Here is a 26,992-nt window from a genome sequence, read left to right as displayed (position 1 = left end):
TGGCCATGCGCCCCCTTGTGCGGCCGTGCGCCGACGGATGCGCAGGTGCGGATAGTTATGATCACTACCGCATAGTGGGTATGAACCTGCTGGCTGACGTATGGATTTATCTGCCCCCCTGGTCCGACCCCGCGTCCCTGGGATCTTTGGAGGTGAACCGCCGTGGCACTCTCGATTTCGGCGGTGGTGCTGCTGGCGATCGTCGTCTTCTTGCTGATCAAGAAGTCGGGATTGAAGGGCGGGCACGCGGTCGTGTGCATCCTGCTCGGGTTCTATCTTGCCGCCTCCTCGATCGCACCGACGATCAGCGAGCTCACGACGAACATCGCGGGCATGATCGGCAGCATCAAGTTCTGACCCCGCTCCGGCGACGCCGACGGCCCTGACGACCTCGGCGACCAGGGCGTCCCCGGCGACCCCGGCTGCGCGGGACTGTCAGTGGCTCCTCGTAGGCTGGGGCCATGACGGAACAGCCCGCCCGGCGACTTCTCCTGGTGCACGCGCACCCGGACGACGAGTCGATCAACAACGGCGCGACCATGGCCAGGTACACGGCCGAGGGTGCCCGGGTGACCCTTGTCACCTGCACCCTCGGCGAACTCGGCGAGGTCATCCCGCCGGGGCTGCGGCACCTGACCGGCGCCGCCCTGGGCGAGCACCGGCGGGGCGAGCTCACCGCGGCCCTGCGCGCACTCGGCGTCGAGGACTTCCGCCTGCTCGGCGGCGCCGGGCGCTACCAGGACTCCGGAATGATGGGCCTCCCGGACAACGGCGACCCGGCCTGCTTCTGGCGGGCCGACGTCGACCAGGCCGCCGCGTATCTCGCCGAGGTGATCCTGGAGGTCCGTCCCCAGGTCCTCGTCACCTACGACGACCACGGCGGGTACGGCCACCCCGACCACATCCAGGCCCACCGGGTCGCCATGCGTGCGGTCGATCTCGCCGCCGACGCGGGCTGGCGGATCGAGAAGGTCTACTGGAACCGCGTACCGCGCACGGTCGGCGAGCAGGCCTTCGCCCGGCTCCACGCCGACCTGCCCGGCCTCCCCTTCGCCAAGGCCGGCGTCCTCGGCGACGTACCCGGTGTCGTGGACGACGAGCGGATCACCACGGAGATCGACGGCACGGCGTACGCCGCCGCCAAGGGCGCCGCGATGACCGCGCACGCCACCCAGATCGACGTATCGGGGGCGTACTTCGCGCTCTCCAACGAACTCGCGCAACCCCTCTTCACCACCGAGTACTACGAATTGGTAAGAGGGGAACACGGGGGCACGAGGGAGACCGACCTGTTCTCCGGGATCGAGGGCGCGTCATGAGCGACCGTACGTCGATGCTCGCCCAGCCTCTGCAGCGCCCGACCGCGGGAAGAGCCGCCGCCTACCTCGGCCTCCTCGTGCTCGGCGCGGTGGTGGGGCTCGCAGGCTCGCTGGTGCAGGGCAGTTGGTTCCCGGGCGGACTGCTGCTCGCGCTGCTGGCCGAGGCCGGACTGCTGCTCGGCGGGGCACGCGCCGCCGACAGTCGTGCCGGAGCCGTGGCGCCGGCCGCCGGCTGGGTGATCGCCGTCATCTTCCTCACCGCCGGCCGTCCGGAAGGCGACTTCGTCTTCGCCGCAGGAAGTGGCTCCTATCTCTTCCTGCTCGGTGGCATGGCTGTGGCTGTGATCTGCGCCACCCTTGGACAGGGGCGGCAACCAGGCGGCGCCGCCGTCCGACTTGGCAAGTGACGTACCACTTCTCCGCATCGCCGGCGTGCGAGTCCCGTGTGGGTTTCCCCGGCGGTCGTGGGATACGGGCCAGAAGTGGCCAGTATGGTGGTGCGCGCCGCCGAGCTTCCTCCAGCCTCGCACCACCAGGGCCGGAGGACCCCCACCCGCAGTGAAGGTCGAAACGGGCGGTGGAGCCAACCGGGAGAACCTGCCTTGAGTCGTGAAACTGACAGTCCGTCCTCCGGGCCCAACGGGCGCGGCGGAGCCGCCTACCCCTCGGGTACGCCGCCGTACGGGACGCCCATGGCTTCCGACGGCGGTCCGGACGCGGGCCGTTCGGCCGCGCAGCCGGAGGAGCGCAAGACCGAGACCACGCTGACGACCCGGATCCGGATCAACATCCCCGGATCGCGGCCCATTCCGCCGGTCGTCGTGCGCCAGCCCGTCGGCGAGACGCCGAACTCCGCCGACAGCGGCCCGGTCGTCGAGGCGGTGGATCCGAGTCCCTCCTCGACCACGGGCACCGTCGAACTGCCCCCCGAACCGGCCGGGCCCGGCGCCGACGAGAAGACGAGCGACTGGTTCGCGCCCCGCAAGTCCGGCCCCGCCAAGGGCGGTCAGGGTGGCGGCGCCACCAACGGTGCCGGTCTGCCGGGCGGTTCGGCCGCGGGCGGCGGCGCCGGTGCGCATGCGGGTGCCAGTGCCAGTGGCTCCGGTGGTGCCGCTGCGCCCGGTCCCCGTCACGGTGCTCCGGGCGCGGCCCCCTCCGGCGGCGCCCGTCCCGGCACCGGCCGGCCCGGTGGCGTGGTCGGTTCGATGAGTGTGCCGGGCGGCGCCCGTCCCGGCGGTACGAACGGCGCCGGGCTGCCGGGTGCCACCGGCGGCCCCGTGGCCCCCGGCCACGGCGGCGGCACAGGCTCCTTCGACGTCACCGAGGCCCTGAACGCCGGCCCGCGCGGTGCGGAGCCCCGCCGCGACGACCTCCCGTACTTCACGGAGAACGGCAACGGCACCGGAGGCCCGAACAGCCAGGGCGGCCAGAGCGGATTCGGCGCCCAAGGCACGCAAGGCGGCCAGGGCGGGCCCGGCGACCCGGGCGGGCAGAACGGCCGGATCGACTACGGCGGCCAGGGCGGCCAGGGCGGCCGGATCGACTACGGCGGCGGCTTCGGCGGGCCGCAGGGTCCCGGCGGCCCGGGTGGACCCCAGGGCCCCGCAGGCCCGACAGGCGGCCCCGTCACAGGTGACGGCCCGGCCGTCCCGCCGGCAGGACAGGACCCCTTCGCCAGGGCCGAGGCCTTCGGCGGCGAACCCTTCAACAGCCCCGGCGGTCCCCGTGGCCAGAGCGGTCCCGGAGGCCAGAGCGGTCCGGGTGCTCCCGGAGCCCCCGGTGCCTTCGGCGGGTCCGGTGTCCCCGGTATCTCCGGCGGTCAGCCCGCTCCGGGCGGCCCCGGTGCCCTCGGTCGTCCGGGCGGCCCCGGTGCCCCCGGGCCCGGCGGTGGTCCCGGCACCGGATTCGGGCCCGGCGGCGGTCTGAGCGACGACACCGCGATCCTCACCCCGCAGAAGCCGGCCCCCGAACCGGGCACCCCCGGCTACGGCGCTCAGGACAACGTCTCCGGGCACACCGTCACCAGCGGTATCCCGGTCGTGCCCCCCGGCGCCCAGCGCCCCGGCACCGACGGCCCGCGCACGGCCCCGAAGCTGCCCGACACCGCGTCGCAGGACGCGCCGGCCGCCTCGAAGAAGAAGCAAAAGAAGAAGAAGGGCCGAAGCAAGCTGGCCTTGGCCGGCGGCACCGTGGTCCTCCTCGGCGTCTGTGCCTACGGCGCCGGACTGCTGATGAACCGCTCCGACGTGCCCAAGGGCACCACCGTGCTCGGCGTCGACATCGGCGGCGGCACCCGTGACGACGCCGTCAAGAAGCTCGACGACTCCCTCGGGGACCGGGTCAGCAAGGCGCTGAAGCTGTCGGTCGGCGGCAGGACCGTCGAGCTCAAGCCGGATCAGGCAGGGCTCCAGCTCGACGACCAGGCCACGGTCGCCGCGGCCGCGAAGAGCGACTACAACCCGGTCTCGGTCATCGGCTCCCTCCTCGGCAACCACCGGATCGTCGACCCGGTCATGCCGGTCGACGAGGAGAAGCTCCAGGCGGCCCTCAAGGACGTCTCGGGCGGCTCCGGCTCGGCTACCGACGGCACGATCAAGTTCCAGAACGGCAAGGCCGTCGCCGTGTACGGCAAGGCCGGCAAGGGCGTCGACGTGCCCTCCTCGACCACCGCGGTGGAGGAGGCGTACCGCACCCAGGTCGAGACCGGCACGGCCGGTTCGGTGACGCTGCCGACGACCACCAAGCAGCCGACGATCTCGAACGCCGAGGTCGACCGGATGATGAAGGAGTTCGCGGAGCCCGCGATGTCCGGCCTCGTCACGATCCGGACCGACGCGACGCACAGCATCGACTTCGGCTCGGTGTCCCTGCCGAAGATCCTCGGCTTCAAGGCGGTCGACGGCAAGCTCGTGGAGACGTACGACCTCGAAGCGCTCAAGGAGGCGTACGGCACCACCTTCGACGGCGTGCAGATCAACGGCGCGAGCGGCAAGCGCGACGTGCTGCCGCAGGACGTGGCCTCCGCATTGGGCAAGGCATTGCGCGGCAAGACGACGGCGGCTCGCACCGTGGTCATCGACACCGACCCGAGCTGATCCGCGCGGAGTGCCGTATGACATCTGTCATGCGGCACTCCGGACGGCCGACACTGCCCGCCGCCACGCCCGCGAGGCCACCATGGCCGTATGACAACGACAGCCCCGGTGGTCGCGTTCGACCAGGTGAGCAAGGCATACGGCGAGGTACGGGCCGTGGACGGACTGTCCCTGACCCTGCGGCCGGGGGAGACCGTGGCGCTGCTGGGTCCCAACGGGGCCGGCAAGTCCACCACGCTCGATCTGCTGCTCGGCCTCAAGCAGGCCGACAGCGGCACCGTACGGCTCTTCGGCACCACCCCGCGTGAGGCGATCGTCGCCGGGCAGGTCGGCGCGATGCTGCAGAGCGGCGGCCTGATGGACGAGGTCACGGTCGTCGAGCTGGTGAAGCTCGCCTGCGCCCTGCACCCGAAGCCGTACCCGGTCGGCGACGTCCTCGCCCGGGCCGGTGTCTCCAAGATCGCCGACCGCAAGGTCAACAAGCTCTCGGGCGGCCAGGCCCAGCGCGTCCGCTTCGCCCTCGCCACGGCCGGCGACAGCGACCTGATCGTCCTGGACGAGCCGACGACCGGCATGGACGTCACCACCCGCCAGGCCTTCTGGGCCACCATGCGCGAACAGGCGGACCAGGGCCGTACGGTCCTCTTCGCCACCCACTACCTCGAAGAGGCCGACGCCATCGCCGACCGGGTGCTGGTCCTGCACCGGGGCCGCCTCCTCGCCGACGGCACCGCCGCCGAGATCAAGGCCAAGGCGGGCGCCCGCAGGATCGCCTTCGACCTGGAGGGAGTCATCGACGAGGGGCCGCTGCGGAACCTGCCCTTCCTCAGCACGGTCGACATCTCGGGCCAGACCGTCCGCATCCAGTCCACCGACGCCGACGCGACCGTCCACGCCCTCTACGGCCTCGGCGTCTACCCCCGCAACCTGGAAGTCGCCGGGCTCGGCCTGGAGCAGGCGTTCGTCGCGATCACCGAGGCCGAGGAGGCCAAGCAGTCATGCTGAATACATTTGCTTCGCGGGGCCTGATCAAGCTGGAACTCACGCGCGCCCTGCGCAACCGCAAGTTCCTGTTCTTCTCGGTGATGTACCCGTCGCTGCTGTTCCTGATCATCGCGGGCAACTCCAGGACGACCGACCGGGTCGAGGGCACGGGCCTGACGGTCGCGACCTACATGATGGTCTCGATGGCCTCCTTCGGCGCCCTGACCGCCGTCCTGATGGGCAACAGCGAGCGCATCGCGAAGGAGCGGGAGGGCGGCTGGGTACGGCAGTTGAGACTGACCACGCTCCCGGGGCGCGGCTATGTCCTCGCCAAGACCGCGAGCGCCGCCGTGGTGAGCCTGCCCTCGATCGTGGTCGTGTTCGTCGTCGCCGCGGTCGTGAAGGACGTACGTCTGGACGCCTGGCAGTGGCTCGCCCTGACCGGCGCGATCTGGGCCGGAAGCCTCGTCTTCGCCGCGCTCGGCGTGGCCATCGGCTACCTCGCGACCGGGGACGCGGTCCGCCCGATCACGATGATCACCTACTTCGGCCTGTCGATACTGGGCGGCCTGTGGATGCCCACGACGACCTTCCCGCAGTGGCTGCAGGACATCGCCAAGTGGCTGCCCACGCACGCGTACGCTGCCCTCGGGCGGGCGATCGAACAGAGCCGCGCCCCGCACGCACAGGACATCGCCGTCCTGGCCGTCTACTTCGCCCTGTTCGCGGGCGGCGCGGCCTGGCTGTACCGGAAGGACACGTTGAAGGCGTGAGCGGCACCGGAGTCGGTATCGGGCAGCGCCCCGAGACCCGCAAGCAGGCGATGGTCAAGATGCTGTGGACCGGCATCTGGCTGGTCTACCTGGGCGCACCCGTCTCGGACCTGCTGCACGGCGGCCACGGGGTCGTGGCCGTCGTCCTCGGCTGGCTCGGCCTCGCGGGCTTCGTCGGCTGGTACCTGGTCCTGCTGTTCAGGACCGGCCGCCGCAACGCCCAGGACTTCGTGCTCGCCTCACTCGCGGTCCTCTCCGCCGAGTCGACCGTGCTCGTCCTGACCCTGGGCCGCGAGTGGCTCGTCCTCTTCGTGTACGTGTCGATCGCGTCCGGCGCGGCCCTGCCGCTGCGGCTCGCCCGCCTGACCGTCCCGGCCGCGTCCGCCCTGATGGCGGGCCTCGCCCTGATCGTCGCCGACGGCACGGACTACATCGGCGCCCTGCTCATCCCGGCGCTGCTCGGCGGCTTCGCGATGACCGGCGTACGCGAACTCGTCCGTACGACCGTCGAGTTGCGGGAGGCCAGGGCCCGGGTCGCCCAGCTCGCCGCCAACGAGGAGCGCCTGCGCCTGGCCAGGGACCTGCACGACCTCCTCGGCCACTCCCTGTCCCTCATCACGCTGAAGAGCGAACTGGCGGGCAGGATGCTCCCCGCCCACCCCGACAAGGCGGCCCAGCAGGTCGCCGACATCGAACAGGTCAGCCGCCAGGCCATGGTGGACGTCCGGGAGGCCGTCACCGGCTACCGGCGCGCCCGCCTGGCCACGGAACTCGCGGGCGCCCAGGTCGCGTTGACGGCCGCCGGAGTCACCGCGTCCCTCCCCTCCGAACCGGATCTCACCGGCGTCCCCGAGGAGAGCGAGTCGGCCCTCGCCTGGGCGCTGCGCGAGGCGGTCACCAACGTCGTACGGCACAGCGGCGCCCGCGCCTGCACGGTGGAGCTGCTCCGCTGCCAGACCCTGGACGGGGCCCGGCTCGAACTCCGCGTCGAGGACGACGGGTCCGGCGGCGCGGGCAACGGTCCCGGCAACGGTCTCACCGGCCTCACCGAACGCCTGGAGAAGGCCGGCGGCACCCTGGAGGTCACCGGTACCCGCAACGGCTTCCGCCTGGTCGCCCGCGTGCCCGCCGGTTCCGCGGCGGACGTAGGATCCGCCTCATGACGAGCCGCACGATCAAGGTCCTGCTCGCCGAGGACCAGTCGATGGTCCGCGAGGCCCTGGCCGCCCTCCTCGGCCTGGAGGACGACATCGAGGTCGTCGCCCAAGTGGCCCGCGGCGACGAGGTCCTGGCGGCGGCCCGCGCCCACGACGTCGACGTGGCCCTGATGGACATCGAGATGCCGGGCGCGACGGGCATAGAGGCGGCGGCCCAGCTCCACAAGGAACTCCCGTCGGTGAAGCTCGTGATCCTCACGACCTTCGGCCGCCCCGGTTACCTGCGCAGCGCGATGGAAGCGGGTGCCGACGCCTTCCTCGTCAAGGACGCCCCCGCGGCCCAACTGGCAGCGGCCGTACGCAAGGTACTGGCGGGGGAGCGGGTCATCGACCCCACCCTGGCGGCAGCGGCCCTCGCGGAGGGCGCGAACCCGCTGACGGACCGGGAGCGGGAGGTTCTGCGAGCAGCGGCCGACGGCTCCACAAATGCCGAGCTGGCCAAGGCACTTCACCTCTCCCAGGGCACGGTCCGCAACTACCTCTCCACGGCGATCCAGAAACTGGCGGTACGGAACAGGGCGGAGGCGGTGAGGATCGCAAGAGAGAAGGGCTGGCTGTGAGAGCCCCTTGTTTTTAGGGGCGCGGGGAACTGCGCGACCAGCCACGACGCACCTGTAGACGCTACGACGGCCTTAGTTCAACATCGCTCGCGCGGCATGAGCCTGCTGTCGCACCTTGGCCGCCGCCCCCTCATCCACCGCGGCCACCACCCCCGCATACGCCTCCAACTCCCCGGCCCCCTCGACGAAGTCACCCCGCTGCACCAGCAACTGCGCCCGCTCGTACCGCAACCGGGCCGGATGAGAAGGCATCAGCAACGCCAGCTCGACAGCCCACAACGCCACATCCGACCGCTCGGGCCGAGCCGTGGCCCAGGCCCGGACGTTGTTCAGGATCCGCTGCACCACGTCCAGCGGATCCGCCGGACTCAGCATCGACGCATCCAGCGAACCCCCTGTCGCCCCGGCGACCAGCAACTCCGCGTCGCCCCCGTTCAACACCCGCCCCCCGTCGAACGGATCCGCCAGCACCTGCTCCTCCGGCGGCCCGAACCCCACGACGAAATGCCCCGGCAGCGCGACCCCGTACACGGGAGCTCCCGCCCGCCGGGCCACCTCCATCCACACCACCGACAACAGGATCGGCAGCCCCCGCCGCCGCGCCAGCACCTCGTGCAGCAGCGAGGACTCCAGCCGCTGGTAGTCCACCGGCGCCCCGTGGAACCCGCACCGGTCCCCGAGCAGCTCCCGCAGGGACACCGCCCACGACCGCGGCCCACCCGGCCGGAACGGCAACTGCCCGGCCAGCCGGTCCAGTTCGACCTGCGCCGCGTCGATGCCGGTCTCGTCCAGGGCCGCGTCCGCCTGCGCCCCCACCAGCAGACACAGCGCGGACAGATCGGGCCGCTCCGACCGCGCCTCTTCGGCGAACCGCCTCCGGAGCTCGGCGGACCGTTCGGGCGGGGGCGGATACGGCGGACGCATAGCTGGCTCGTGCCCTTTCGCGGAGATCGCTACTGCCGCGCGCCGCCGGAGACGTCCGGCTCGCGGTAGTGGTGGTAGGCGTGGTGCGCGGCGAACCCCATCCGCTCGTACAGCGCCCGCGCACCGGCGTTGTCCGCCTCGACCTGGAGCCACGCGGCCGACGCCCCCTCGTCCAGCGCCCGCCGGGCCAGTGCGGCCATCACGGTGGAGGCCAGCCCCCGTCGCCGTAGCGAGGGGTCCACTTCGACCGCGGCGAACCCGGCCCACCGCCCGTCGACGACACACCGCCCGATCGCAGCCGGCGCCTCCTCACCGGGAACGGTGGCGAACCACACTGAGGGGCCGCTGCCCAACACGCGCAACGCCACGTCGCTCACCCCCTTGCGCTGATAGCGCGCCAGCCAGTCCGCGTCGGCCTCCCGGGACAGGACCACACCGTCACCGGACCGGTCGGCGACCGGTGCCAGCGCCCCGGTCCACAACTCCGCCGTCACCTCCCGCGTCCAGCCCCGCGCCTCCAGCTCCGCGCACAGCGCCTCCTGGGTGCCGGCGGCGCCGGTCGCGGTCTGTATGTACGCGGGCAGCCCGCGGTCGCCGTACCAGCGTCGTACGGCGGTCAGGGCCTCGTCGAGCGGTACGCCGGGGTCGCCGACCGGGAGGACGGAGTTGGCGCGGCGGGTGTAGCCGGAGGCGGCACGCAGCTCCCACTCGCCGAGCGGCTCGCTCTCCACCGGCTGCCAGCCCCGCGCGGCGATCCGGGCCAGTTCCGGGTACGAGGCGGCGGGGCCCCGTCGGCGGGCCGGCTCCGCGGGCACGACCTTGCCCGCCACCAGCGCGGATTCCGGAATGCGGACGCTCCGACCGTCCCGGCACGTGATCATCAGCACACCGTCGTCCCATGATGTGAGAACACCCACCGTGTCGGTGAACTTCTCCTGTGTGACGCCGGTTTCGTCCAGACGCCGCACGGATACCCGTTTGCCCACGTCAGCTGCGGAGATGCGGACGACGAGACGTCCGCCGGCAGAGATTTCCACAGGTCAGTTCACCCCTCCTGTTCGGATCATGCCCAAGAACGGAGATACTAGGGGCGGGCATCGACGACGCCGCGCTCCCGCGCGCCAGGCGGCGGAGCCTGAGGAGGCCCGCCAGCGCCCTATGGAGGAGGAACGACAGCGTGACCTACGTCATCGCGCAGCCTTGTGTCGACGTGAAGGACAAGGCGTGCATCGAAGAGTGCCCGGTCGACTGCATCTACGAGGGCTCCCGGTCCTTGTACATCCACCCGGACGAATGCGTCGACTGCGGTGCCTGTGAGCCGGTCTGCCCGGTCGAGGCGATCTTCTACGAGGACGACACTCCGGACGAGTGGAAGGACTACTACAAGGCGAACGTCGAGTTCTTCGACGAGCTCGGCTCGCCCGGCGGCGCCAGCAAGCTGGGCCTGATCGAGCGGGACCACCCGTTCATCGCCGCGCTGCCGCCGCAGGCCTGATCAGCCGGCACCTTTCCGTGCCGCCTCGGTCCCGTACGGCCTGATCGTCTCCCCGATCGTGGCCTGCGGGACCGAAGTGTTTCCGTGCGACGGTGTCTTCCGTACGACCCGAAAGCGAGCCGAACGCCGTGTCCGCAGTCTCCGACCGCCTTCCCGCCTTCCCCTGGGACAAGCTGGAGCCGTACAAGAAGACGGCCGCCGCGCACCCCGGAGGCATCGTCGACCTGTCGGTCGGCACGCCCGTCGACCCGGTCCCCGACCTCGTCCAGAAGGCCCTGATCGACGCGGCCGACTCCCCGGGCTACCCGACGGTCTGGGGCACCCCGGCCCTGCGCGACGCGATCACCGGCTGGGTCGAGCGCCGCCTGGGCGCCCGCGATGTCACCCACCGCCACGTCCTGCCGATCGTCGGCTCCAAGGAACTCGTCGCCTGGCTCCCCACCCAGCTGGGCCTCGGCCCCGGCGACCGGGTCGCCTACCCGCGCCTGGCCTACCCGACGTACGAGGTCGGCGCACGCCTGGCCCGGGCCGGGTACGAGGTGTACGACGACCCGACCGAGCTGGACCCGGCGGGCCTGAAGCTCCTGTGGCTCAACTCCCCGTCGAACCCGACCGGCCAGGTGCTGTCCAAGGACGAGCTGACCAGGATCGTCGCCTGGGCCCGGTCGCACGGCATCCTGATCTTCTCCGACGAGTGCTACCTGGAGCTGGGCTGGGAGGCCGACCCGGTCTCGGTCCTGCACCCGGACGTCAACGGCGGCTCCTACGACGGCCTCGTGGCCGTGCACTCGCTGTCGAAGCGGTCCAACCTCGCGGGCTACCGCGCGGCCTTCCTGGCGGGTGACCCGGCCGTCCTCGCGCCCCTCCTGGAGATCCGCAAGCACGGCGGCATGATGACACCGGCGCCGACCCAGGCCGCGGTGGTGGCGGCCCTGGGCGACGACACCCACGTCCGTGAGCAGCGGGAGCGGTACACGGCACGCAGGGCGCAGCTGCGCGAGGCTCTGCTGGGGCACGGCTTCCGCATCGAGCACAGCGAGGCCAGCCTCTACCTCTGGGCGACGCGGGACGAGTCCTGCTGGTCGACCGTCGCCCACCTGGCCGACCTGGGCATCCTGGTGGCGCCGGGGGACTTCTACGGCGAGGCGGGGGAGAACTTCGTCCGCGTGGCCCTGACGGCGACGGACGAGCGCGTGCGGGCGGCCGTCGAGCGTCTGGCGTAGATCCTGTACGGGTACGGCGAAGGGGCCCAGGAATTCACCTGGGCCCCTTCGCCGTGTGCGGGAGCTGCTAGCCGAGCGGCAGGCTCTTCACCGGCAGGGTGTCCGCCGCCGGCAGACCGCCGCCCTTGGTGAGCGAGTCGGTCGGCAGGCCGCCCTTCGTCGCGGTGGACGTCGTGTCCCCGAGGAGGCCCCCGGCGGAACCGGCGGCCTCGCCCGCCGTCTTCTGCGCGGCCGGCGCCGCCTTCTTCACAGCCTTGCCGCCGGTCTTGCCCGCGGACGGCACCGCCTTCTCGACCGTCTTTCCACCGGTCTTGCCCGCGGTCCCGGTCAGGTTCTGCGTCGCACCGTCCACGGTGTTGCCGACGTGCGCCCCGTCCATGGCGGTCAGGCCGCCGAGGTTCGGGGTGGCGGGCAGCGTGGCGGGGGCCGCACTGGCGGAGCCGGCCGCACCGACCCCGGCTGCCGCTCCCGCAGCGACGAGCAGCGCGGCGCGGGCGATCCTGCGGGTCAGGGGGAGGGACATGTTGCTCCTTCGACGGAGGAAACGTTGCTCGGACGCCGTGACTACCGCTCGAAGCCGTCGAAGGTTGCGGAGGCATAACGTAAAGAGTTCGTAATGCGTCGCATTATCACCTGCGGATAAAAACGGGCAAAAAGCCACCGGTCTGAAAGTCCGCCGAATCCTTGCAGCCCTTTGTTCTCAAGGGTTTTGACCGATACGGGAGTGACGTGACGAAAACCTGCGCACACCCGCTCGGACAGCGGACGGACGTGACCCTTCCAGGTGATCTTCCGAACTACCGTGCCGTCAGTATCCGTACGGTCCCCGTGGCCGCCTCGCTGCCCGCCGACCGCCACTCGCTGTCCGTGTTCCCGGCGGTCCACTGCCGCCCCGCGTACGAGACCCGCTCGATGTGCAGCGCGGAGGAGTTGGCGACGGCCCAGTGCGCGAGCTGCCAGCCGCGTTCGGTGAGGGTCCGGCCGGAACCCGGACCGGTGTCCTTCCGGACGGGAAGGGTCACAAGGCGCGGGTCGGTCGTGGTCGGCGTCGGGCTCGGTGACGCCTTGCCGCCCACCTCCGCTGCGGTCGTCTCCAGCGCGTCCCGGCCGAAGTCCCGTACGAGAGCCGACCGCACCGCGTCCGGGCCCGTGGCGGCGGCCTGGGCGCTGCCCTGGGTGCTCTCCTGGCGGCCGTCACAGGTCAGGGTGGCCGCCGAGGTGCCGGTGAGGGCGGCGGCGAGCAGCGTGGCGTCCGGCTCGTGCTTGGCGTACGCCTCCGGGTAGCCGCTGCGCTGCACGCGCTGCGCGGCCTCGGTCAGCGGGAGGTTCTGGTAGCCGTCCACCTTGACCAGGTGCTTGTAGAACTCGCCCGCCGCGTACGTCGGGTCGAGGATCTCCTTCGGCGTGCCCCAGCCCTGCGAGGGCCGCTGCTGGAACAGACCGAGCGAGTCACGGTCGCCGTGCGAGATGTTGCGCAGCCCCGACTCCTGGATCGCGGTGGCGAGCGCGATGGCCACGGCCCGCTCGGGCAGCCCGCGCCCGGTGCCGACGGCGGTGATCGTCGCCGCGTTCACCGCCTGCTCCGGCGTGAACTCATAGGACGGCCCGTCCGCCTTGCCCGAGACCACCGTGCAGCGCGGCCCGTGGGCGCCTCCGGTGACGTACTGCACCACGAGGTATCCGGCGACCGCGCACAGGACCACGAGGGCCGCCCCGAAACGGAGGAGGCGGCGGCCACGGCGCTTGCGAGGAGGGGGCAACGGCTCTGGCATCCGGACAAGATACTGGAGAGTACTGAGACCTCTGCGCCCGGCGGGGACAGTGGGGGCCGCCGGAGGGGGCGTTAGGGTCGGGAGCATGGCCGACATCCCACTTGACCTTTCGCTGGACGCAGCCCGGCTCACCGCGCAGCTCGTCGACTTCCCCTCCGAGAGCGGCACCGAGAAGCCCCTCGCGGACGCGATCGAGAACGCCCTGCGCGCGCTTCCGCACCTGACGGTCGACCGCCACGGCAACAACGTCGTGGCCCGCACGGACCTCGGCCGCTCGGAACGCGTCATCCTCGCCGGCCACATCGACACCGTGCCCATCGCGGGCAACGTCCCCTCCCGCCTCGACGACGAGGGCTACCTCTGGGGCTGCGGCACCTGCGACATGAAGTCCGGGGTCGCGGTCCAACTGCGCATCGCGGCCACGGTCCCCGAGCCCAACCGCGACCTCACCTTCATCTTCTACGACAACGAAGAGGTCGCCGCCCACCTCAACGGCCTGGGACATGTGGCCGAGGCCCACCCCGAGTGGCTGGAGGGCGACTTCGCGGTCCTGCTGGAGCCGACGGACAACCAGGTCGAGGGCGGCTGCCAGGGAACCCTGCGGATGCTGCTGACGTTCAAGGGAGAGCGGGCGCACTCCGCGCGCGCGTGGATGGGCTCCAACGCGATCCACAAGGCCGCCCCGGCCCTCGCGAAGCTGGCGGCCTACGAGCCGCGCAGGCCGGTCGTGGACGGCCTGGAGTTCCACGAGGGCCTCAACGCGGTCGGCGTGCAGGGCGGCGTGGCCACGAACGTCATCCCCGACTCCTGCGTCCTGACCGTCAACTTCCGCTACGCGCCCGACCGCAGCGAGGCCGAGGCGGAGGCGTTCGTCCGGGACTTCTTCGCGGACTGCGGGGTCGACGAGTTCGTCGTCGACGACCACACCGGCGGCGCCCGCCCCGGCCTCACCCACCCCGTCGCGCAGGCCTTCATGGCCGCGGTCGGCGGCGTGGCCCGCCCCAAGTTCGGCTGGACGGACGTGTCCCGCTTCAGCGCGCTCGGCGTGCCCGCGGTGAACTACAGCCCCGGTGAACCGCTGCTCGCGCACAAGGTCGACGAGCGGGTCAAGGTGTCGCAGATCCCTGAGGCGGAGTCGCGGCTGCGGGCCTGGCTGACGTCGTAGCAAGGCGGCGCGCCGGTGGCGGTTCATGGCGGACACGCCTACGTCCCCCCGCCGTAACCCGCGTAGATCTACGCTGAGATGGAAAGACCAGGCAAGCGGAGGGAGCGCACATGGCTACCGGGAACCCCGAGGGCAAGAAGCAGCCGCCGGAGGAGCAGCGCCTGGGACCTGTCCTCCGCAGGCGGGGACAGGTCACGGCGAGCACGACCGACCAGCGCCTGCTGGACGCGGGCGGTCCCTCGGACTGGGTCCACACCGACCCCTGGCGCGTGCTGCGCATCCAGTCGGAGTTCATCGAGGGCTTCGGCACACTCGCCGAACTCCCGCCCGCGATCAGCGTGTTCGGCTCGGCACGGACGCCCGCGGACTCCCCGGAGTACGAGGCCGGGGTGCGGCTGGGCCGAGGCCTCGTGGAGGCCGGCTTCGCCGTGATCACCGGCGGCGGCCCGGGCGCCATGGAGGCGGCCAACAAGGGCGCCTGCGAGGCGAAGGGCACCTCCGTCGGCCTCGGCATCGAGCTCCCCTTCGAGCAGGGGCTCAACCCCTACGTCGACATCGGCCTCAACTTCCGCTACTTCTTCGTCCGCAAGATGATGTTCGTGAAGTACGCGCAGGGGTTCGTGGTCCTGCCCGGCGGCCTCGGCACCCTGGACGAGCTCTTCGAGGCGCTGACCCTCGTCCAGACCCAGAAGGTCACCCGCTTCCCGATCGTCCTCTTCGGCAGCGAGTACTGGGGCGGACTGATCGACTGGATCAAGAACACGCTGGTCGCGCAGGGCAAGGCGTCGGAGAAGGACCTGCTGCTGTTCCACGTGACGGACGACGTGGACGAGGCGGTGGCCCTGGTGTCGAAGGAAGCGGGCCGCTGAGCCTCAGCCCCTCCGGCGTCTGCTGAACCTCAGCCCCTCCGGCGTTTGAGGAGCGGGGGTCAAGGGGGCGGAGCCCCCTGAAGGACGGGACGGGTAGGGGCGGCGGGGGCGAGAGAAGCCCACGCCGGCCCCTACGCCAGCCCCCGCCGGGCGACCGCCGGCGGCCGGTGCCCAGCGATCGACGCCACCATGTCCAGCACCTGCCGCGTCTCCGCGACCTCGTGCACCCGGTACACCTGAGCCCCCAGCCACGCCGACACCGCGGTGGTCGCAAGCGTCCCCACCACCCGCTCCTTCACCGGCTTGTCCAGGGTCTCGCCCACGAAGTCCTTGTTGGACAACGACACCAGCACGGGCCAGCCCGTCCCGACCATCTCCCCGAGCCGCCGAGTCGCCTCGAGGCTGTGCCGCGTGTTCTTCCCGAAGTCGTGCCCGGGATCGATCATCACGGACTCCCGGGGCACCCCCAGAGCGACCGCCCGCTCCGCGAGCCCCACGGTCACCCGCAGAATGTCGGCCACTACGTCGTCGTACGTCACCCGATGCGGCCGCGTACGGGGCTCCGCACCCCCGGCGTGCGTGCACACCAGCCCCACGCCGTACCGCGCGGCGACCTCCGCGAGCCCCGGATCGACCCCGCCCCACGCGTCGTTGAGCAGATCCGCGCCCGCCTCGCAGACGGCCTCGCCGACCGACGCCCGCCAGGTGTCGACGCTGATCACGACATCCGGGAACCGCCGCCGCACCTCCGCCACGAAGCCGACGGTCCGCCGGGCCTCCTCCGCCGCGGACACCTCTTCCCCCGGCCCGGCCTTGACGCCGCCGATGTCGATGATCGCGGCCCCTTCGGCCACCGCCTGCTCCACGCGCGTGAGAGCGGGCTCGTCGAGGAACGTGGCTCCCTGGTCGTAGAAGGAGTCGGGCGTCCGGTTCACGATCGCCATGATCACCGGTTCGTGCGCGTCGAACTCGCGCCTGCCCAGCCTGAGCATCCCCTGTGACCTCACTTCGTCCGTCTGTGTGTTCGGCGTCTGCGGCCGCCTGCGACCCTAACTGTCAGACTCGCATGGCACGATCGGACCCTGACACATTCGACGCCGGCGGCCGGCCGCCGGCAGGGACCGTGGGGACCTCAGCGATGGTTATGTTCTTGTTCCTGGTCATCGCGCTCGCCGTCGTGGTCGCCGCGGTGACGCTCGCCGTGGTGGGCGGCGGCGAGAGCGACGGGCCGCTGCCCGACGTCGCCCCGGAGCGACTCCAGGACCCCCTGCCGCAGGACCGCCCGGTGGACCGCGCCGACGTCGAGAGCCTGCGCTTCCCGCTCACCGCCCGCGGCTACCGCATGGCCGACGTGGACGACGCGCTGGGCCGCCTCGGCGCCGAGCTCGCCGAGCGGGACGCGCGGATCGCCGACCTGGAGTCCGCGCTGGCCGGCGCCCAGGCCGCCGCGCACGTCTCCATGGAGAAGCCGGACCACGGTCTGGGCAACGGTCTCGGCAATGGTCTCGGCCTGGGGGAGCAGCAGTGACCTCCGGCGCCGCCCTGGCCGGCCCGGACGGCGCGCTGCGCTGCCCCTGGGCCCTGTCCACACCGGACTACGTGACGTACCACGACGAGGAGTGGGGCCGCCCGGTCCACGGCGACGACGCCCTCTTCGAACGCCTCAGCCTGGAGGCCTTCCAGTCCGGCCTGTCCTGGATCACCATCCTCCGCCGCCGCGAAGGCTTCCGTGCCGCCTTCGCGGGCTTCGAGATCGCCAAGGTGGCGACCTTCGGCGAGGCCGACCGCGACCGCCTGCTCCTGGACCCCGGCATCATCCGCAACCGCGCCAAGGTCGACGCGACCATGGGCAACGCGCGCGTGCTGGCCGACTGGGCGCCGGGCGAGCTGGACGAGTTGATCTGGAGCCACGTGCCGGCTTCCCCCACGGTCCCCGAGACGCTGGGCGACGTCCCGGCGGTCACCCCGGAGTCGACAGCCCTCTCCAAGGCCCTGAAGAAGCGGGGCCTGCGCTTCGTCGGCCCGACGACGGCGTACGCCCTCATGCAGGCGTGCGGACTGGTCGACGACCACCTGCGGACCTGCGTGGCGAGAACTTCCTAGGGGGACGCCGGCCGGCACACGCCCGCGGCCCCCACGGAGCTCACCGCCCCAGGAACTCGGGCGTCTCCTTGTTCACGAAAGCCCGCACCGCGATCGCGTGGTCCTCGGAGGCCCCGGCCCGCGTCTGCAGCTCGTCCTCCTTCTCCAGCGTCTCCGACAGGGTGTGCGACAGCGCGTATGCCAGCGACTCCTTGATCGCCCCGTACGCCACCGTCGGCCCCGAGGCCAGCGCCCGCGCCACCTTCTCCGCCTCCGCGGGCAGCTCTGTCGAGGGCACGAGACGGTTCACGATGCCCAGCTCGTACGCGTCCTGCGCCGAGACGGTCCGGGGGAAGAGCAGCAGATCCGCGGCCCTCCCCGGCCCGACCACCCGCGGCAGCGTCCAGGAGATCCCGGAGTCCGCGGTCAGCGCGACCCCGGCGAACGACGTGTTGAAGGCGGCCGTGTCCGCGACCACCCGGTAGTCCGCGGCCAGCGCGAGCCCGAAGCCGGCCCCCGCCGCGACCCCGTTCACCCCGGCGACCACCGGCTTCGGCATCTCCGTCAGCGCCCGCACGATCGGGTTGTAGTGCTCCTTGACGGTGCTCATGACGACGTCGGACCCCTGGAGCAGCAGCCCGATGTGCTCCTTGAGGTCCTGTCCCACGCAGAACGCCCGTTCCCCGGCGGCGGTGAGCAGCACGGCCCGCACGGCGTCGTCCGAGGCCGCCGACTCCACGGCCTCCCGCAACGCGACCTTCGTCGCGATGTCGAGCGCGTTCATCGCCCCGGGCCGGTTCAGCGTGATCGTCGCGAGTCCGTCGCTCACCTCGTAGAGCACGGTGTCGGTCATTGCCTGTCCCCTCCGGTGTGTCCGATGCGTCCGGTGTCCGAAGGACAGCATGGCGGAGATCACTGTCCGCGGACCGGACGGGACGTGTGACCTGCGTCAAAGAATCCGGGAGTGTGTTCGGGCGGCCGAGAGTCGGTGCGGCGGCGGAGTATCGCAGCCACATCGCCGAATTGGGTGGTTTTGCTCGCGCGCGTTGCCCAAGCGATGCCGACTGATGTTGGTCATCGGGTCCTTTGATGCGGGATAATGGCTTGGAAGCAATATGTTCGACGCCGGTGCCACGTGTCTCACTTGGACGCGCGCCCTCCCAGGGCCGTCGGCTTTGACGATGAGCTGGTTTCAGGAAGGGGAACGAGCATGGCGGCCATGAAGCCGCGGACGGGCGATGGCCCGCTCGAGGTGACCAAGGAGGGGCGGGGCATTGTCATGCGCGTTCCGCTCGAAGGCGGCGGGCGGCTCGTCGTCGAGCTGACCCCTGACGAGGCCGACGCGCTCGGTGACGCCCTCAAGAAGGTCGTCGGCTGACGCGGGAGCGACCATACCCTTTCGGCTGCCCCGGCATCGTGGACGGTGCCGGGGCAGCGGTCTGCCCGGGCGGAACCACGGATGGCCGTACGGCTCTCATCCGGGTTTCCGCAGCCCTCGTGCCGGTTCTCGCGGCTCTCACGCCCGGTCCGTTCGAACAGTCCCGGCCGCGCTCGTCCTACGGGTGGGTCGGCTCCGGGTACACAGGCTCCGGGCCCGCCGGCTACCGGCCCGCCGGGCTCAGCGCTTGATCGCGCACAGCAGCCCGTCACCCACCGGCAGCAGTGACGGCACCAGCTCCTGGCTCTCGCGTACGGCCCGCAGCAGCTCCCTGAGGCGTACCACCTCCGTGGGCTGCGGTCCCGAGTCGACCGTGCGGCCGTTGGCGAAGACGCCCTCGAAGACGACGAGCCCACCCGGGCGCAGCAGGCGCAACGATTCAGCGAGGTAGTCCATGACCTCCTGCCGGTCACCGTCGCAGAAGACGAGGTCGTAGCCGGCGTCGGCGAGGCGGGGCAGGACGTCCAGGGCCCGGCCCGGGATGAAACGGGCCCGGTTGCTGGCGAAGCCGGAGGCGCGGAAGGCCTGACGGGCGAACTGCTGGTGCTCCGGTTCGGGATCGACGGTGGTCAGCACCCCGTCCGGGCGCATCCCGTGCAGCAGATGAATGCCGGAGACCCCGGTGCCGGTACCGATCTCGGCGACGGCCTTGGCGTCCACGGAGGCGGCCAGCAACCGCAGCGCCGCGCCCGCGCCGGGCGACACCGAGCGCAGCCCCGCCTCACGGGCCCGGTCGCGGGCCCAGCGCAGGACTTCGTCCTCGGCGACGTAGGCGTCGGCGAACGCCCAGCTCGTCAGCCGGTTGCCGGTAATAACCCTCTCCTTGCCCCGTGGTTGCCTGGGCGTGACTGTATCCGTTGGTGTCGGGAACCCGCAGATGGGACCGGGCGTTTAGAGGGGTGGAGACGCACCCGGGGGGACACAGTTGGATCACGAAGCCGAGCAGGCCCTCGAGCAACTGCTGACGCAGGGGTCCGAGTGGTATCAGCCCAGATCAAATTCTCGTAAAACCGCTTATCCGGAGCTAACGGGCGAGGTGGCTATGGTAGGGGCTCCACTGGAGACAACCAGAGCCGACAGGGGAGGTGCGGCCGCGCCTGGAGATCGTGGGGGAGTGCTGAGCCGCTTCCTCGGATCGGCGGGCAGGCCGAAATCCGTGAACAACACCGCTGACCGCAGCCACGCCGGCGACTACGCCCAGACCGCGACCTTCTCCACCGACGCGGACGGGCAGGCGTGGACTCCGCCCACCTGGGAGGAGATCGTCAGCACGCACAGCGGCCGCGTCTACCGCCTCGCGTACCGCCTCACCGGCAACCAGCACGACGCCGAGGACCTCACGCAGGAGGTCTTCGTCCGCGTCTTCCGCTCGCTGTCCACGTACACGCCCGGCACCTTCGAGGGCTGGCTGCACCGCATCACCACCAACCTCTTCCTGGACATGGTCCGCCGCAAGCAGCGCATCCGCTTCGACGCCCTCGGCGAGGACGCGGCCGAGCGACTGCCCAGCCGCGAGCCGTCGCCCCAGCAGGTCTTCAACGACGCCCACTTCGACGCGGACGTCCAGCAGGCCCTCGACACCCTCGCGCCGGAGTTCCGTGCCGCGGTCGTCCTGTGCGACATCGAAGGACTGTCGTACGAGGAGATCGCCGCCACCCTGGGCGTCAAGCTCGGTACGGTCCGCTCACGGATCCACCGCGGCCGTTCCCAGCTGCGCAAGGCCCTCGCGCACCGCTCGCCGGAGGCCCGTGCCGAGCGACGCTCCTTCATGGCCCGGGTTCCCGCGCTGGGAGGAGGGGGCGCGACCGCGTGAGTGGATCACTGCCCAAACCCGGCGAGGGAAGCCTCGCGGACCAGCATCTGGGAGACCGACTCGCCGCCCTGGTGGACGGCGAGCTCGGTCATGCCACGCGCGAGCGTGTCCTCGCACATCTCGCCACCTGTCCGAAGTGCAAGGCGGAGGCGGACGCCCAGCGCCGCCTGAAGAACGTCTTCGCGGAGGCCGCCCCGCCGCCGCCCTCCGAGAGCTTCCTGGCCCGCCTCCAGGGGCTTCCGGGAGGTGACCCGGAGGACGGCGACAGCTCGCCGTTCGGCGGGGGAGGACTCACCGGAGGACTGTCGGGACGGCCCGGCGCCGGAGTCTTCGGCGTGAGACGTGGCGAGCGCTTCGAGTTCGACTACGTCCCGGCCCGCCCGCACGCAGCGGTGCTCCCGCCGTCCGTCGGCCGGGGCTTCCGCATCCATGACGTCAGCCGCCACGAGGCCGAGCGTTCGGCCTCGCGCGGGATGAGGTTCGCGTTCGTCGCCGCCGGGGCGGTGTCGCTGGCCGCCATCGCGCTGGGTGGCGTCACCACGGGGGCGCCGGGCGACACCACGGACGCCCGCGGCGGTACCGGGGCCGGCAGCAATGTGACGCCGGCGCGCACCCCGGGCACGGGGACGGCGGTGCCGGAGAACCAGCGGCGCCGCGGTGCGGGCCCGCTGGGCGTGCAGGAACAGGGACAGCGGGCGTTCGGCAACACCGCGGTCGCCCCGACGGAGGCGTCCGCACCCCTGCTGCCGGGAATACCCGCGCAGGTCCAGGACGCGGTCGTGCACACCCTCACGGCCCCTGTGATCGCGGGTGCCGCCGCCATGTCCCCCCTCATACGCCCGCTCAGCGTCACCCCTCCGCTCACCCTGACGTCCCTGTCCACCACCCCGGACCTCACCACCTCCGGCCTCCTCACCGCACCCGTCCCCCCCACCACGTCCGCGCCCAGTCCTCCCAGCACCGCCCGCTGACCGGCGCCCTGCTCAGCGGCGCGTGAACCTGGTTGGATCCACAGGTAGGTCGACCGGCCGCGAACCGCGGCCGGTCAGCTGTGGGGAGAGCATGGACGCTGCCGAGGGGAAGCCCGCGACGGCGAAACGGGGAGTCGGCCCAGGCCGTGTGAGGAGACCGCGCCGACGTCCGGGCGGCGGGTTCGGACGGTGACTTCGAGCTCCCGGCGCCGGGAGGTTCGGCTGCTGGCGGCGCCCCACCCGCAGGCCTCATTCCGCCCGCCATCGTCACCGTCTCCGCCTCGGACGGGCCCGTCCCGTATGCCCCGCTGCCCCGCAGCCCTCCCACGGCGCTCCCGAGCCCTCGGGCGAGTCCGGTCAGCCGCGCGCCCCGAACGGTCTTGGGCGAGCCGACGGAGCCGGGCTCGAGGCGGGCGACGGCAAGGAGACGAGCGTCTCGCTGGTGCTCGGATCCTCGGACGGCGGCTAAGAGAATGGCATGAGAATCGTCAGGGGCAGGGTTGGCGGAAACCTCACAGATACGGCTCCGAACCCCGCTTCACAAGGCAAACAACCCGGAAAACCGCCCACCCGCCCGCACTCGGAGCCCTCGGGACAGTACCGGTCGTACGGGATCGGCAGGTACCGTGGACCCGGCCCGGACCACGGAAGACCCGCGCAGACCACCCGAGGGCCGAGGACCGAGGACATCGCAAGGAGCTTCAGGTGTTCAATGACATAGGACCGCTCGAGCTGATCACGCTCGTTGTCCTCGCCGTGCTCGTCTTCGGTCCGGACAAGCTCCCGAAGGTCATCCAGGACGTCATGCGGACGGTGCGCAAGATCCGTGAGTTCTCGGAGAGCGCCAAGCAGGACATCCGGTCCGAGCTCGGCCCGGAGTTCAAGGACTTCGAGTTCGAGGACCTCAACCCCAAGACGTTCATCCGCAAGCAGATGGACAACGACGAACTGGGGCTCAAGGAGATCCGCAACGGCTTCGACCTGAAGAAGGAGATGGCCGAGGTCACCGACGCGGTGCACAGCACGGAATCGTCCTCATCCTCGTCCTCGTCCGGTGGCCGGATCGACATGACGAAGAAGCCCGAGGAGCCCGGCGAGGAAGACCGCCCGCCCTTCGACGCGGACGCCACCTGAGCCGTACGCGCCACCGGAAGGCGTCCGCCGGGCAGTTCGGCTCGCGGGCGCCTTTTCCCGTGGTCAGGGACGTCGTACGTGGCGTCGTACGTGACGCGTTTCATACCCCTCTCCCGCCCCGCGCGGCCTGAACCCACCTTCCACGCGCCCCGCGCGCCGGGCGGTTTCCCGGCAGCTCGCAGCGGTGTGGCTATGCTGCCGAGTTGTTGTGCGGGCCGTACGCGAACCAGCGACGCCGCCCGAAGGGGGGCGGGGCCGGTCCGGTCCGACGAGAGCTAGTAGGAGGCGTCCGGCACATGGAGACGACGAGTGGGGCAGTCGCGCAGGCGCCGGCCGCGGAGGGTGGCCGGCAGGTTCCCTCCGCCCGGCGCACGGTCGACGGCTACCTTCAGGCGCCCTTCCCCTGGTACGGCCTCGACGAGGCGTTCACGGGGCCGCGCTGGCTGATGCAGGTCGGCACGTCGGCCGACGGAGCCGTCGAGCACGGCTCGATCGGACACGGCGACGAGCCCTCCGTGAAGAACGAGGCGGGTTCCACCGGGGAGCCGAAAGAGAAGTTCGCGGTCGTCGTGACCGTCGCCGCGAACCCGTCCCGAAGAAGCGCCGACGGCACGGGACTGCTGGAGGCCACGTCCGTCTCCTCCGCCGCCTGGCTGGCCGGGGTGGGGCTGCTGTCGTTCACCTGGCCCGGTCAGATGGACCACTCCCTGCGCGACGACTGGCTGGACCAGCAGACCGAGACGGCCTGGGTCCTGGCGAACGACCTCGACGGCTCCGACTGGTCGACGCTCTCCCTGCCGGTGGACGGGGTGCCCACACCCTTCCACTACCGGGAGTCCGAGTTCGGCTGGGTACTCGCGGGCTCCACGCAGGAGGGAGTGCACGTGGGGGCGTACGGGAGAGGCATGAGCGCCTACGGCCTCGGGTTCGCGATGATCAAGGACATCTCGGCGTACGCCTAGGACCGGCGGAGGCACCGCAGACCTGTGCGGTGCCCCACACGAAACCTAGCGGCCCAGCCGTCGCCGCACCCGCCGGACCTGGCGGTTGTCGGCGACCGCGTCGAGCAGCCGGCGTCCGGCGCCGGTCGCGTGCGCAGGGCCCTCCAGTCGCAGCAGGGCGCCGTCCCGGACGACGGCGTACGCGACCGGGGTGTCCGACTTCGGCAGGCTGACCGGGTGGCGTCCGGCCGGAAGACCGAGGCGGGCGGGAAGACGCAGGGCCGCCGTCGTTCCGTCCTCGCCAGGGACCAGCTCGGCGGTCACCGTCAGGGCGGACACGTCGACCTTGACCCGAGCCGGGGCGCCGGAGGCGCTCGCCGCCACATACGGCAGCGCGAGCGACCGCTCACCGCGCGCGGTGTTCGCGGCGGCGGCACCGGCGGTGTCGGAACCGAGCCTTCGCTGACGCTGGTCCACGTCGAGGGCGAGCTGACCGCTCCCCGTCCAGTACGGCAGCGCGAGCCGCCCACCGGTCAGCGCCGGGCCCGTGGCCGGGGCACCCGGGCTGCCGTCACCGCTCAGGCGGACCATCCGGTCGACGCCCAGCAGCTGGACGAACGCCCACACGTCGTGCACCCCGCGCTCCAGCGGCCGCCCGCCCGCGAGCCGCTCCGGGTCGAGCCGCAGCTGCCCCGCTGCGACGAGCCTCGACTGCCCCTCCCCGCCGGGCTCAAGGCGTACCTCCAGATCGCCCTCCGGGTACCACCAGTCCTCCCGGTCCCGGTCTTTGACCACGAGCTCGGCGTAGGCGAGCCGGAACGGATCGAGGACCTCCCAGCCGTCCTCGGCCCCCGGCACGCCGGCCACCAGCTCCGGGTCCAGCCACCACTTCCCGTCCCGCTGGACGAGGACCAGCGGCTCGCCGTCCCCGCGCAACAGGTCCAGCGTCACGTCGGCGACCAGCCGGCCCTGCTCCCAGCGCAGTCCGCCCACCGTGCTGCGGGCCTTGACCTCACGGACGCGCTCGGCGAGGGCCACGGCCCCGTCGAAGTCACCGCTCTCCAGCAGCCCGGCGCGCAGCCGCGACACCGCGGGCAGGCCCTCCCGCACGGCGGCGGGGAACTCCTCCAGCGCCAGCCGACGGGCCGCCTCGAACCGCTCCCGCTGTTCGGCGGGGTCCTCGCGGAGGATCTCGGGTTCACGGGTCCGGGAGAGGATCTCGACGTGGTAGAGGCGGTGCAGGAGCCGGTTCTGGAGCGCGTCGACGTCGTCGGACGGGGTCGTGCCGTCCTTGATCTGCTGGACGATCGTGCGGCAGTTGGACCAGAAGCCGTGCCGGGGGTTGAAGCGGTGCTGGGTGTTGTTGCCGCCGTCGTCCCGCTTCATCCAGTAGTAGCAGGGGTAGTCGGCGAGGACCGAGATCCGCTCGGCCTTCAGATAGGCGGCGCTGACGAAGGCCAGGTCCTCCAGGATCCAGGGGCCCTCGGGGAACCGCAGGCTGTGTTCGTCGAGGAAGGCGCGCCGGAACATCTTGTGCGGGGACATGCTCTGCATGAGCTCGTCGTTCTCGATCGTGCAGGCGTCCACCGTGTGCCGGAACAGCCGCCGGGGCCGCACCATCGTGCTGGACATCTTGCCGAGCACCACGTCGGCGTCGTTCCGCTTCGCGTGCTCGTACAACCGCTCCAGGGCCTCGGGCCCGAGCATGTCGTCGTGGTCGACGAACTGGATGTACTCGCCTTTCGCGTGCCGCATGCCGAGATTGCGCGGTGCGCCCGGCCAGCCGGAGTTCGGCTGGGTGTGCACCTGGACGTTCGGATGTGCGGCGGCGATCTTCTGGAGCCGGGCCAGCGTGTCGTCGGTCGACCCGTCGTCGACGTAGACGACCTCGTACTCGTCGGCGGGCAGACTCTGCCCGAGCAGCGACGGGGCGCACTCGTCGACGTATTTCCCGGTGTTGTACACGGGAACGATGACGCTGACTTTGACTCTCGGCATTCCACGGACCCTACCGGGCCCGTGGAACCCCTCTTGTCACGTGTTTTCAGAACTTGTTCTTCGGGGTGATCCCCAAGGACAGCCCCGAAAGCCCCCGCTGCCGTCCCCCCAGCTTTCCCGCGATGCCCCGCAGGGCCGCGCCCGCCGGGGAGTCCGGGTCGGTCAGGACGACCGGCTTGCCCTCGTCGCCGCCCTCGCGGAGGCGGACGTCGATGGGGATGGAGCCGAGGACCGGGACCGTCGCGCCCGTCGTGCGGGTCAGGCCGTCGGCGACCGACTGGCCGCCGCCCGTGCCGAAGACGTCGACCATCTCGCCGCAGTGCGGGCAGGGCAGGCCGGCCATGTTCTCGACGACGCCGACGATCTTCTGGTGGGTCTGGACGGCGATGGAGCCCGCTCGCTCGGCGACCTCCGCGGCTGCCTGCTGCGGGGTGGTCACCACCAGGATCTCCGCGTTGGGGACCAGCTGGGCCACCGAGATCGCGATGTCACCGGTGCCCGGGGGGAGGTCCAGGAGCAGGACGTCCAGGTCACCCCAGTACACGTCCGCCAGGAACTGCTGCAGGGCACGGTGGAGCATGGGGCCACGCCACACCACAGGCGCGTTGCCCGGTGTGAACATGCCGATCGAGATGACCTTCACGCCGTTCGCCGACGGCGGCATGATCATGTTCTCGACCTGGGTCGGGAGACCGTCGGCGCCCAGCATGCGCGGCACCGAGTGGCCGTAGATGTCGGCGTCGACCACGCCCACCTTGAGGCCGTCGGCCGCCATCGCCGCCGCAAGGTTCACGGTGACCGAGGACTTGCCGACGCCGCCCTTGCCGGAGGCGACCGCGTAGACACGCGTCAAAGACCCCGGTTTCGCGAAGGGGACCTCGCGTTCGGCCGTGCCGCCGCGCAGGGCGTTCGCCAGTTCCTTGCGCTGCTCGTCGCTCATCACGTCGAGCGTGACGTCGACGCGGGTGACGCCCTCGACGGCCGCGACCGCGTCGGTCACGCGTTGCGTGATCGTCTCGCGCATGGGGCAGCCGGAGACCGTCAGATACACGGCGACCGCGACCGCTCCGTCCGCGCCGATGTCGACCGACTTGACCATCCCGAGTTCTGTGATGGGCCGGTTGATCTCGGGGTCGTTCACCGTCGCCAGTGCCTCGCGCACCGCGTCTTCGCTAGCCATACAGACGATGGTACGGGGCCGCGCACCGACCCCTGTACG

General features: G+C 71.5%; 28 protein-coding genes. 19 read left to right on the top strand and 9 right to left on the bottom strand.

Annotated features, from left to right (window positions below; all coding sequences use genetic code 11):
- Nucleotides 1-162 precede the first annotated feature (162 nt).
- The 8 genes from ACFYRX_RS01695 to ACFYRX_RS01660 all read left to right on the top strand — a co-directional run bounded on the left by ACFYRX_RS01695 (nt 163) and on the right by ACFYRX_RS01660 (nt 7,948).
- Nucleotides 163-357, top strand: a complete 195-nt coding sequence (locus ACFYRX_RS01695; RefSeq protein ID WP_020136789.1) for a hypothetical protein — start codon at nt 163-165, stop codon at nt 355-357.
- A gap of 104 nt (nt 358-461) precedes the next feature.
- A complete protein-coding gene (gene mshB / locus ACFYRX_RS01690; RefSeq protein WP_389095638.1) occupies nt 462-1,319 on the top strand; it encodes an N-acetyl-1-D-myo-inositol-2-amino-2-deoxy-alpha-D-glucopyranoside deacetylase in 858 nt (285 codons plus the stop codon).
- Nucleotides 1,316-1,726 carry a DUF6113 family protein gene (locus ACFYRX_RS01685; protein ID WP_389095637.1) on the top strand — a complete coding sequence of 137 codons (411 nt, stop codon included), beginning with the start codon at nt 1,316-1,318 and terminating at the stop codon, nt 1,724-1,726. The genes mshB and ACFYRX_RS01685 overlap by 4 nt, the downstream gene beginning before the upstream one ends.
- Nucleotides 1,727-2,011: 285 nt before the next feature.
- The gene (locus tag ACFYRX_RS01680; protein ID WP_389095636.1) at nt 2,012-4,414 is read left to right on the top strand and encodes a hypothetical protein; all 2,403 of its coding nucleotides are present in this window, start codon (nt 2,012-2,014) and stop codon (nt 4,412-4,414) included.
- Nucleotides 4,415-4,504: 90 nt separating this feature from the next.
- On the top strand, nt 4,505-5,419 hold the full coding sequence (locus tag ACFYRX_RS01675; RefSeq protein WP_389095634.1) for an ABC transporter ATP-binding protein: 915 nt from the start codon (nt 4,505-4,507) through the stop codon (nt 5,417-5,419).
- On the top strand, nt 5,413-6,171 hold the full coding sequence (locus ACFYRX_RS01670) for an ABC transporter permease (RefSeq protein WP_389095632.1): 759 nt from the start codon (nt 5,413-5,415) through the stop codon (nt 6,169-6,171). The genes ACFYRX_RS01675 and ACFYRX_RS01670 overlap by 7 nt, the downstream gene beginning before the upstream one ends.
- The gene (locus ACFYRX_RS01665) at nt 6,168-7,334 is read left to right on the top strand and encodes a sensor histidine kinase (protein WP_389095631.1); all 1,167 of its coding nucleotides are present in this window, start codon (nt 6,168-6,170) and stop codon (nt 7,332-7,334) included. Before ACFYRX_RS01670 ends, ACFYRX_RS01665 begins: the two co-directional genes overlap by 4 nt.
- The gene (locus tag ACFYRX_RS01660) at nt 7,331-7,948 is read left to right on the top strand and encodes a response regulator (RefSeq protein ID WP_389095629.1); all 618 of its coding nucleotides are present in this window, start codon (nt 7,331-7,333) and stop codon (nt 7,946-7,948) included. Before ACFYRX_RS01665 ends, ACFYRX_RS01660 begins: the two co-directional genes overlap by 4 nt.
- Nucleotides 7,949-8,020: 72 nt before the next feature.
- Here the strand turns inward: ACFYRX_RS01660 and ACFYRX_RS01655 are convergent, their stop codons facing one another.
- Nucleotides 8,021-8,872 (bottom strand): tetratricopeptide repeat protein, encoded by an 852-nt coding sequence (locus ACFYRX_RS01655; RefSeq protein WP_389095627.1) that lies wholly within the window; start codon nt 8,870-8,872, stop codon nt 8,021-8,023.
- A gap of 29 nt (nt 8,873-8,901) precedes the next feature.
- Nucleotides 8,902-9,909, bottom strand: a complete 1,008-nt coding sequence (locus ACFYRX_RS01650; protein WP_389095625.1) for a GNAT family N-acetyltransferase — start codon at nt 9,907-9,909, stop codon at nt 8,902-8,904.
- A 140-nt stretch (nt 9,910-10,049) separates the two neighbouring features.
- Between ACFYRX_RS01650 and fdxA the strand changes: the two genes are divergently transcribed.
- Nucleotides 10,050-10,367, top strand: a complete 318-nt coding sequence (gene fdxA, locus ACFYRX_RS01645) for a ferredoxin (protein WP_007384503.1) — start codon at nt 10,050-10,052, stop codon at nt 10,365-10,367.
- Nucleotides 10,368-10,495: 128 nt separating this feature from the next.
- Nucleotides 10,496-11,590 carry a bifunctional succinyldiaminopimelate transaminase/glutamate-prephenate aminotransferase gene (locus ACFYRX_RS01640; protein ID WP_389095624.1) on the top strand — a complete coding sequence of 365 codons (1,095 nt, stop codon included), beginning with the start codon at nt 10,496-10,498 and terminating at the stop codon, nt 11,588-11,590.
- A gap of 67 nt (nt 11,591-11,657) precedes the next feature.
- Here the strand turns inward: ACFYRX_RS01640 and ACFYRX_RS01635 are convergent, their stop codons facing one another.
- Together ACFYRX_RS01635 and ACFYRX_RS01630 are read right to left on the bottom strand one after the other, a co-directional pair.
- Nucleotides 11,658-12,113 carry an ATP-binding protein gene (locus tag ACFYRX_RS01635; protein WP_389095623.1) on the bottom strand — a complete coding sequence of 152 codons (456 nt, stop codon included), beginning with the start codon at nt 12,111-12,113 and terminating at the stop codon, nt 11,658-11,660.
- Between the two features lie 274 nt (nt 12,114-12,387).
- Nucleotides 12,388-13,362, bottom strand: a complete 975-nt coding sequence (locus ACFYRX_RS01630) for a heavy metal transporter (protein WP_389095622.1) — start codon at nt 13,360-13,362, stop codon at nt 12,388-12,390.
- A gap of 85 nt (nt 13,363-13,447) precedes the next feature.
- Between ACFYRX_RS01630 and dapE the strand changes: the two genes are divergently transcribed.
- Nucleotides 13,448-14,527 carry a succinyl-diaminopimelate desuccinylase gene (gene dapE / locus ACFYRX_RS01625; RefSeq protein WP_389095620.1) on the top strand — a complete coding sequence of 360 codons (1,080 nt, stop codon included), beginning with the start codon at nt 13,448-13,450 and terminating at the stop codon, nt 14,525-14,527.
- 110 nt (nt 14,528-14,637) lie between these two features.
- Nucleotides 14,638-15,396, top strand: coding sequence for a TIGR00730 family Rossman fold protein (locus ACFYRX_RS01620; RefSeq protein WP_389095619.1), 759 nt, complete (start codon nt 14,638-14,640; stop codon nt 15,394-15,396).
- Between the two features lie 131 nt (nt 15,397-15,527).
- Here the strand turns inward: ACFYRX_RS01620 and folP are convergent, their stop codons facing one another.
- Nucleotides 15,528-16,388: a dihydropteroate synthase gene (gene folP, locus ACFYRX_RS01615; protein WP_389095618.1), complete on the bottom strand. Its 861-nt coding sequence runs from the start codon at nt 16,386-16,388 to the stop codon at nt 15,528-15,530.
- A 146-nt stretch (nt 16,389-16,534) separates the two neighbouring features.
- Here folP and ACFYRX_RS01610 point away from each other — a divergent pair, with 146 nt between their 5' ends.
- Nucleotides 16,535-16,924, top strand: a complete 390-nt coding sequence (locus ACFYRX_RS01610; protein WP_389095617.1) for a DivIVA domain-containing protein — start codon at nt 16,535-16,537, stop codon at nt 16,922-16,924.
- A complete protein-coding gene (locus ACFYRX_RS01605; RefSeq protein ID WP_389095615.1) occupies nt 16,921-17,499 on the top strand; it encodes a DNA-3-methyladenine glycosylase I in 579 nt (192 codons plus the stop codon). The genes ACFYRX_RS01610 and ACFYRX_RS01605 overlap by 4 nt, the downstream gene beginning before the upstream one ends.
- A 40-nt stretch (nt 17,500-17,539) precedes the next feature.
- On the opposite strand, the gene ACFYRX_RS01600 is transcribed toward ACFYRX_RS01605, so the two are convergent.
- Entirely contained in the window at nt 17,540-18,331 is a 792-nt protein-coding gene (locus ACFYRX_RS01600; protein WP_389095613.1) for an enoyl-CoA hydratase/isomerase family protein, read from the bottom strand.
- 357 nt (nt 18,332-18,688) lie between these two features.
- Between ACFYRX_RS01600 and ACFYRX_RS01595 the strand changes: the two genes are divergently transcribed.
- A complete protein-coding gene (locus ACFYRX_RS01595; RefSeq protein ID WP_003966491.1) occupies nt 18,689-18,856 on the top strand; it encodes a DUF3117 domain-containing protein in 168 nt (55 codons plus the stop codon).
- A 240-nt stretch (nt 18,857-19,096) separates the two neighbouring features.
- Here the strand turns inward: ACFYRX_RS01595 and ACFYRX_RS01590 are convergent, their stop codons facing one another.
- Nucleotides 19,097-19,795 (bottom strand): O-methyltransferase, encoded by a 699-nt coding sequence (locus ACFYRX_RS01590; protein ID WP_389096873.1) that lies wholly within the window; start codon nt 19,793-19,795, stop codon nt 19,097-19,099.
- Nucleotides 19,796-19,958: 163 nt separating this feature from the next.
- Between ACFYRX_RS01590 and sigE the strand changes: the two genes are divergently transcribed.
- The 4 genes from sigE (at nt 19,959) to ACFYRX_RS01570 (ending at nt 23,796) form a co-directional block, all read left to right on the top strand.
- Nucleotides 19,959-20,729: an RNA polymerase sigma factor SigE gene (sigE, locus tag ACFYRX_RS01585; RefSeq protein ID WP_389095612.1), complete on the top strand. Its 771-nt coding sequence runs from the start codon at nt 19,959-19,961 to the stop codon at nt 20,727-20,729.
- Nucleotides 20,726-21,700: an anti-sigma factor family protein gene (locus ACFYRX_RS01580; protein ID WP_389095610.1), complete on the top strand. Its 975-nt coding sequence runs from the start codon at nt 20,726-20,728 to the stop codon at nt 21,698-21,700. The genes sigE and ACFYRX_RS01580 overlap by 4 nt, the downstream gene beginning before the upstream one ends.
- A 705-nt stretch (nt 21,701-22,405) precedes the next feature.
- Nucleotides 22,406-22,834 (top strand): sec-independent translocase, encoded by a 429-nt coding sequence (locus ACFYRX_RS01575; protein WP_389095609.1) that lies wholly within the window; start codon nt 22,406-22,408, stop codon nt 22,832-22,834.
- Between the two features lie 296 nt (nt 22,835-23,130).
- On the top strand, nt 23,131-23,796 hold the full coding sequence (locus ACFYRX_RS01570; protein WP_389095607.1) for a hypothetical protein: 666 nt from the start codon (nt 23,131-23,133) through the stop codon (nt 23,794-23,796).
- 45 nt (nt 23,797-23,841) lie between these two features.
- Here the strand turns inward: ACFYRX_RS01570 and ACFYRX_RS01565 are convergent, their stop codons facing one another.
- Together ACFYRX_RS01565 and ACFYRX_RS01560 are read right to left on the bottom strand one after the other, a co-directional pair.
- Nucleotides 23,842-25,773, bottom strand: coding sequence for a glycosyltransferase family 2 protein (locus ACFYRX_RS01565; RefSeq protein WP_389095606.1), 1,932 nt, complete (start codon nt 25,771-25,773; stop codon nt 23,842-23,844).
- Nucleotides 25,774-25,819: 46 nt separating this feature from the next.
- Complete coding sequence (locus tag ACFYRX_RS01560) at nt 25,820-26,953, bottom strand: Mrp/NBP35 family ATP-binding protein (RefSeq protein WP_389095604.1); 1,134 nt, start codon at nt 26,951-26,953, stop codon at nt 25,820-25,822.
- Between the last annotated feature and the right edge of the window lie 39 nt (nt 26,954-26,992).

Origin of the sequence: Streptomyces sp. NPDC005374 (genome assembly GCF_042872225.1) — a bacterium.
Lineage (GTDB): Bacteria > Actinomycetota > Actinomycetes > Streptomycetales > Streptomycetaceae > Streptomyces.
The sequence above is the reverse complement of the archived record's forward strand: the minus strand, read 5'-3'. Positions and strand labels throughout refer to the sequence as shown.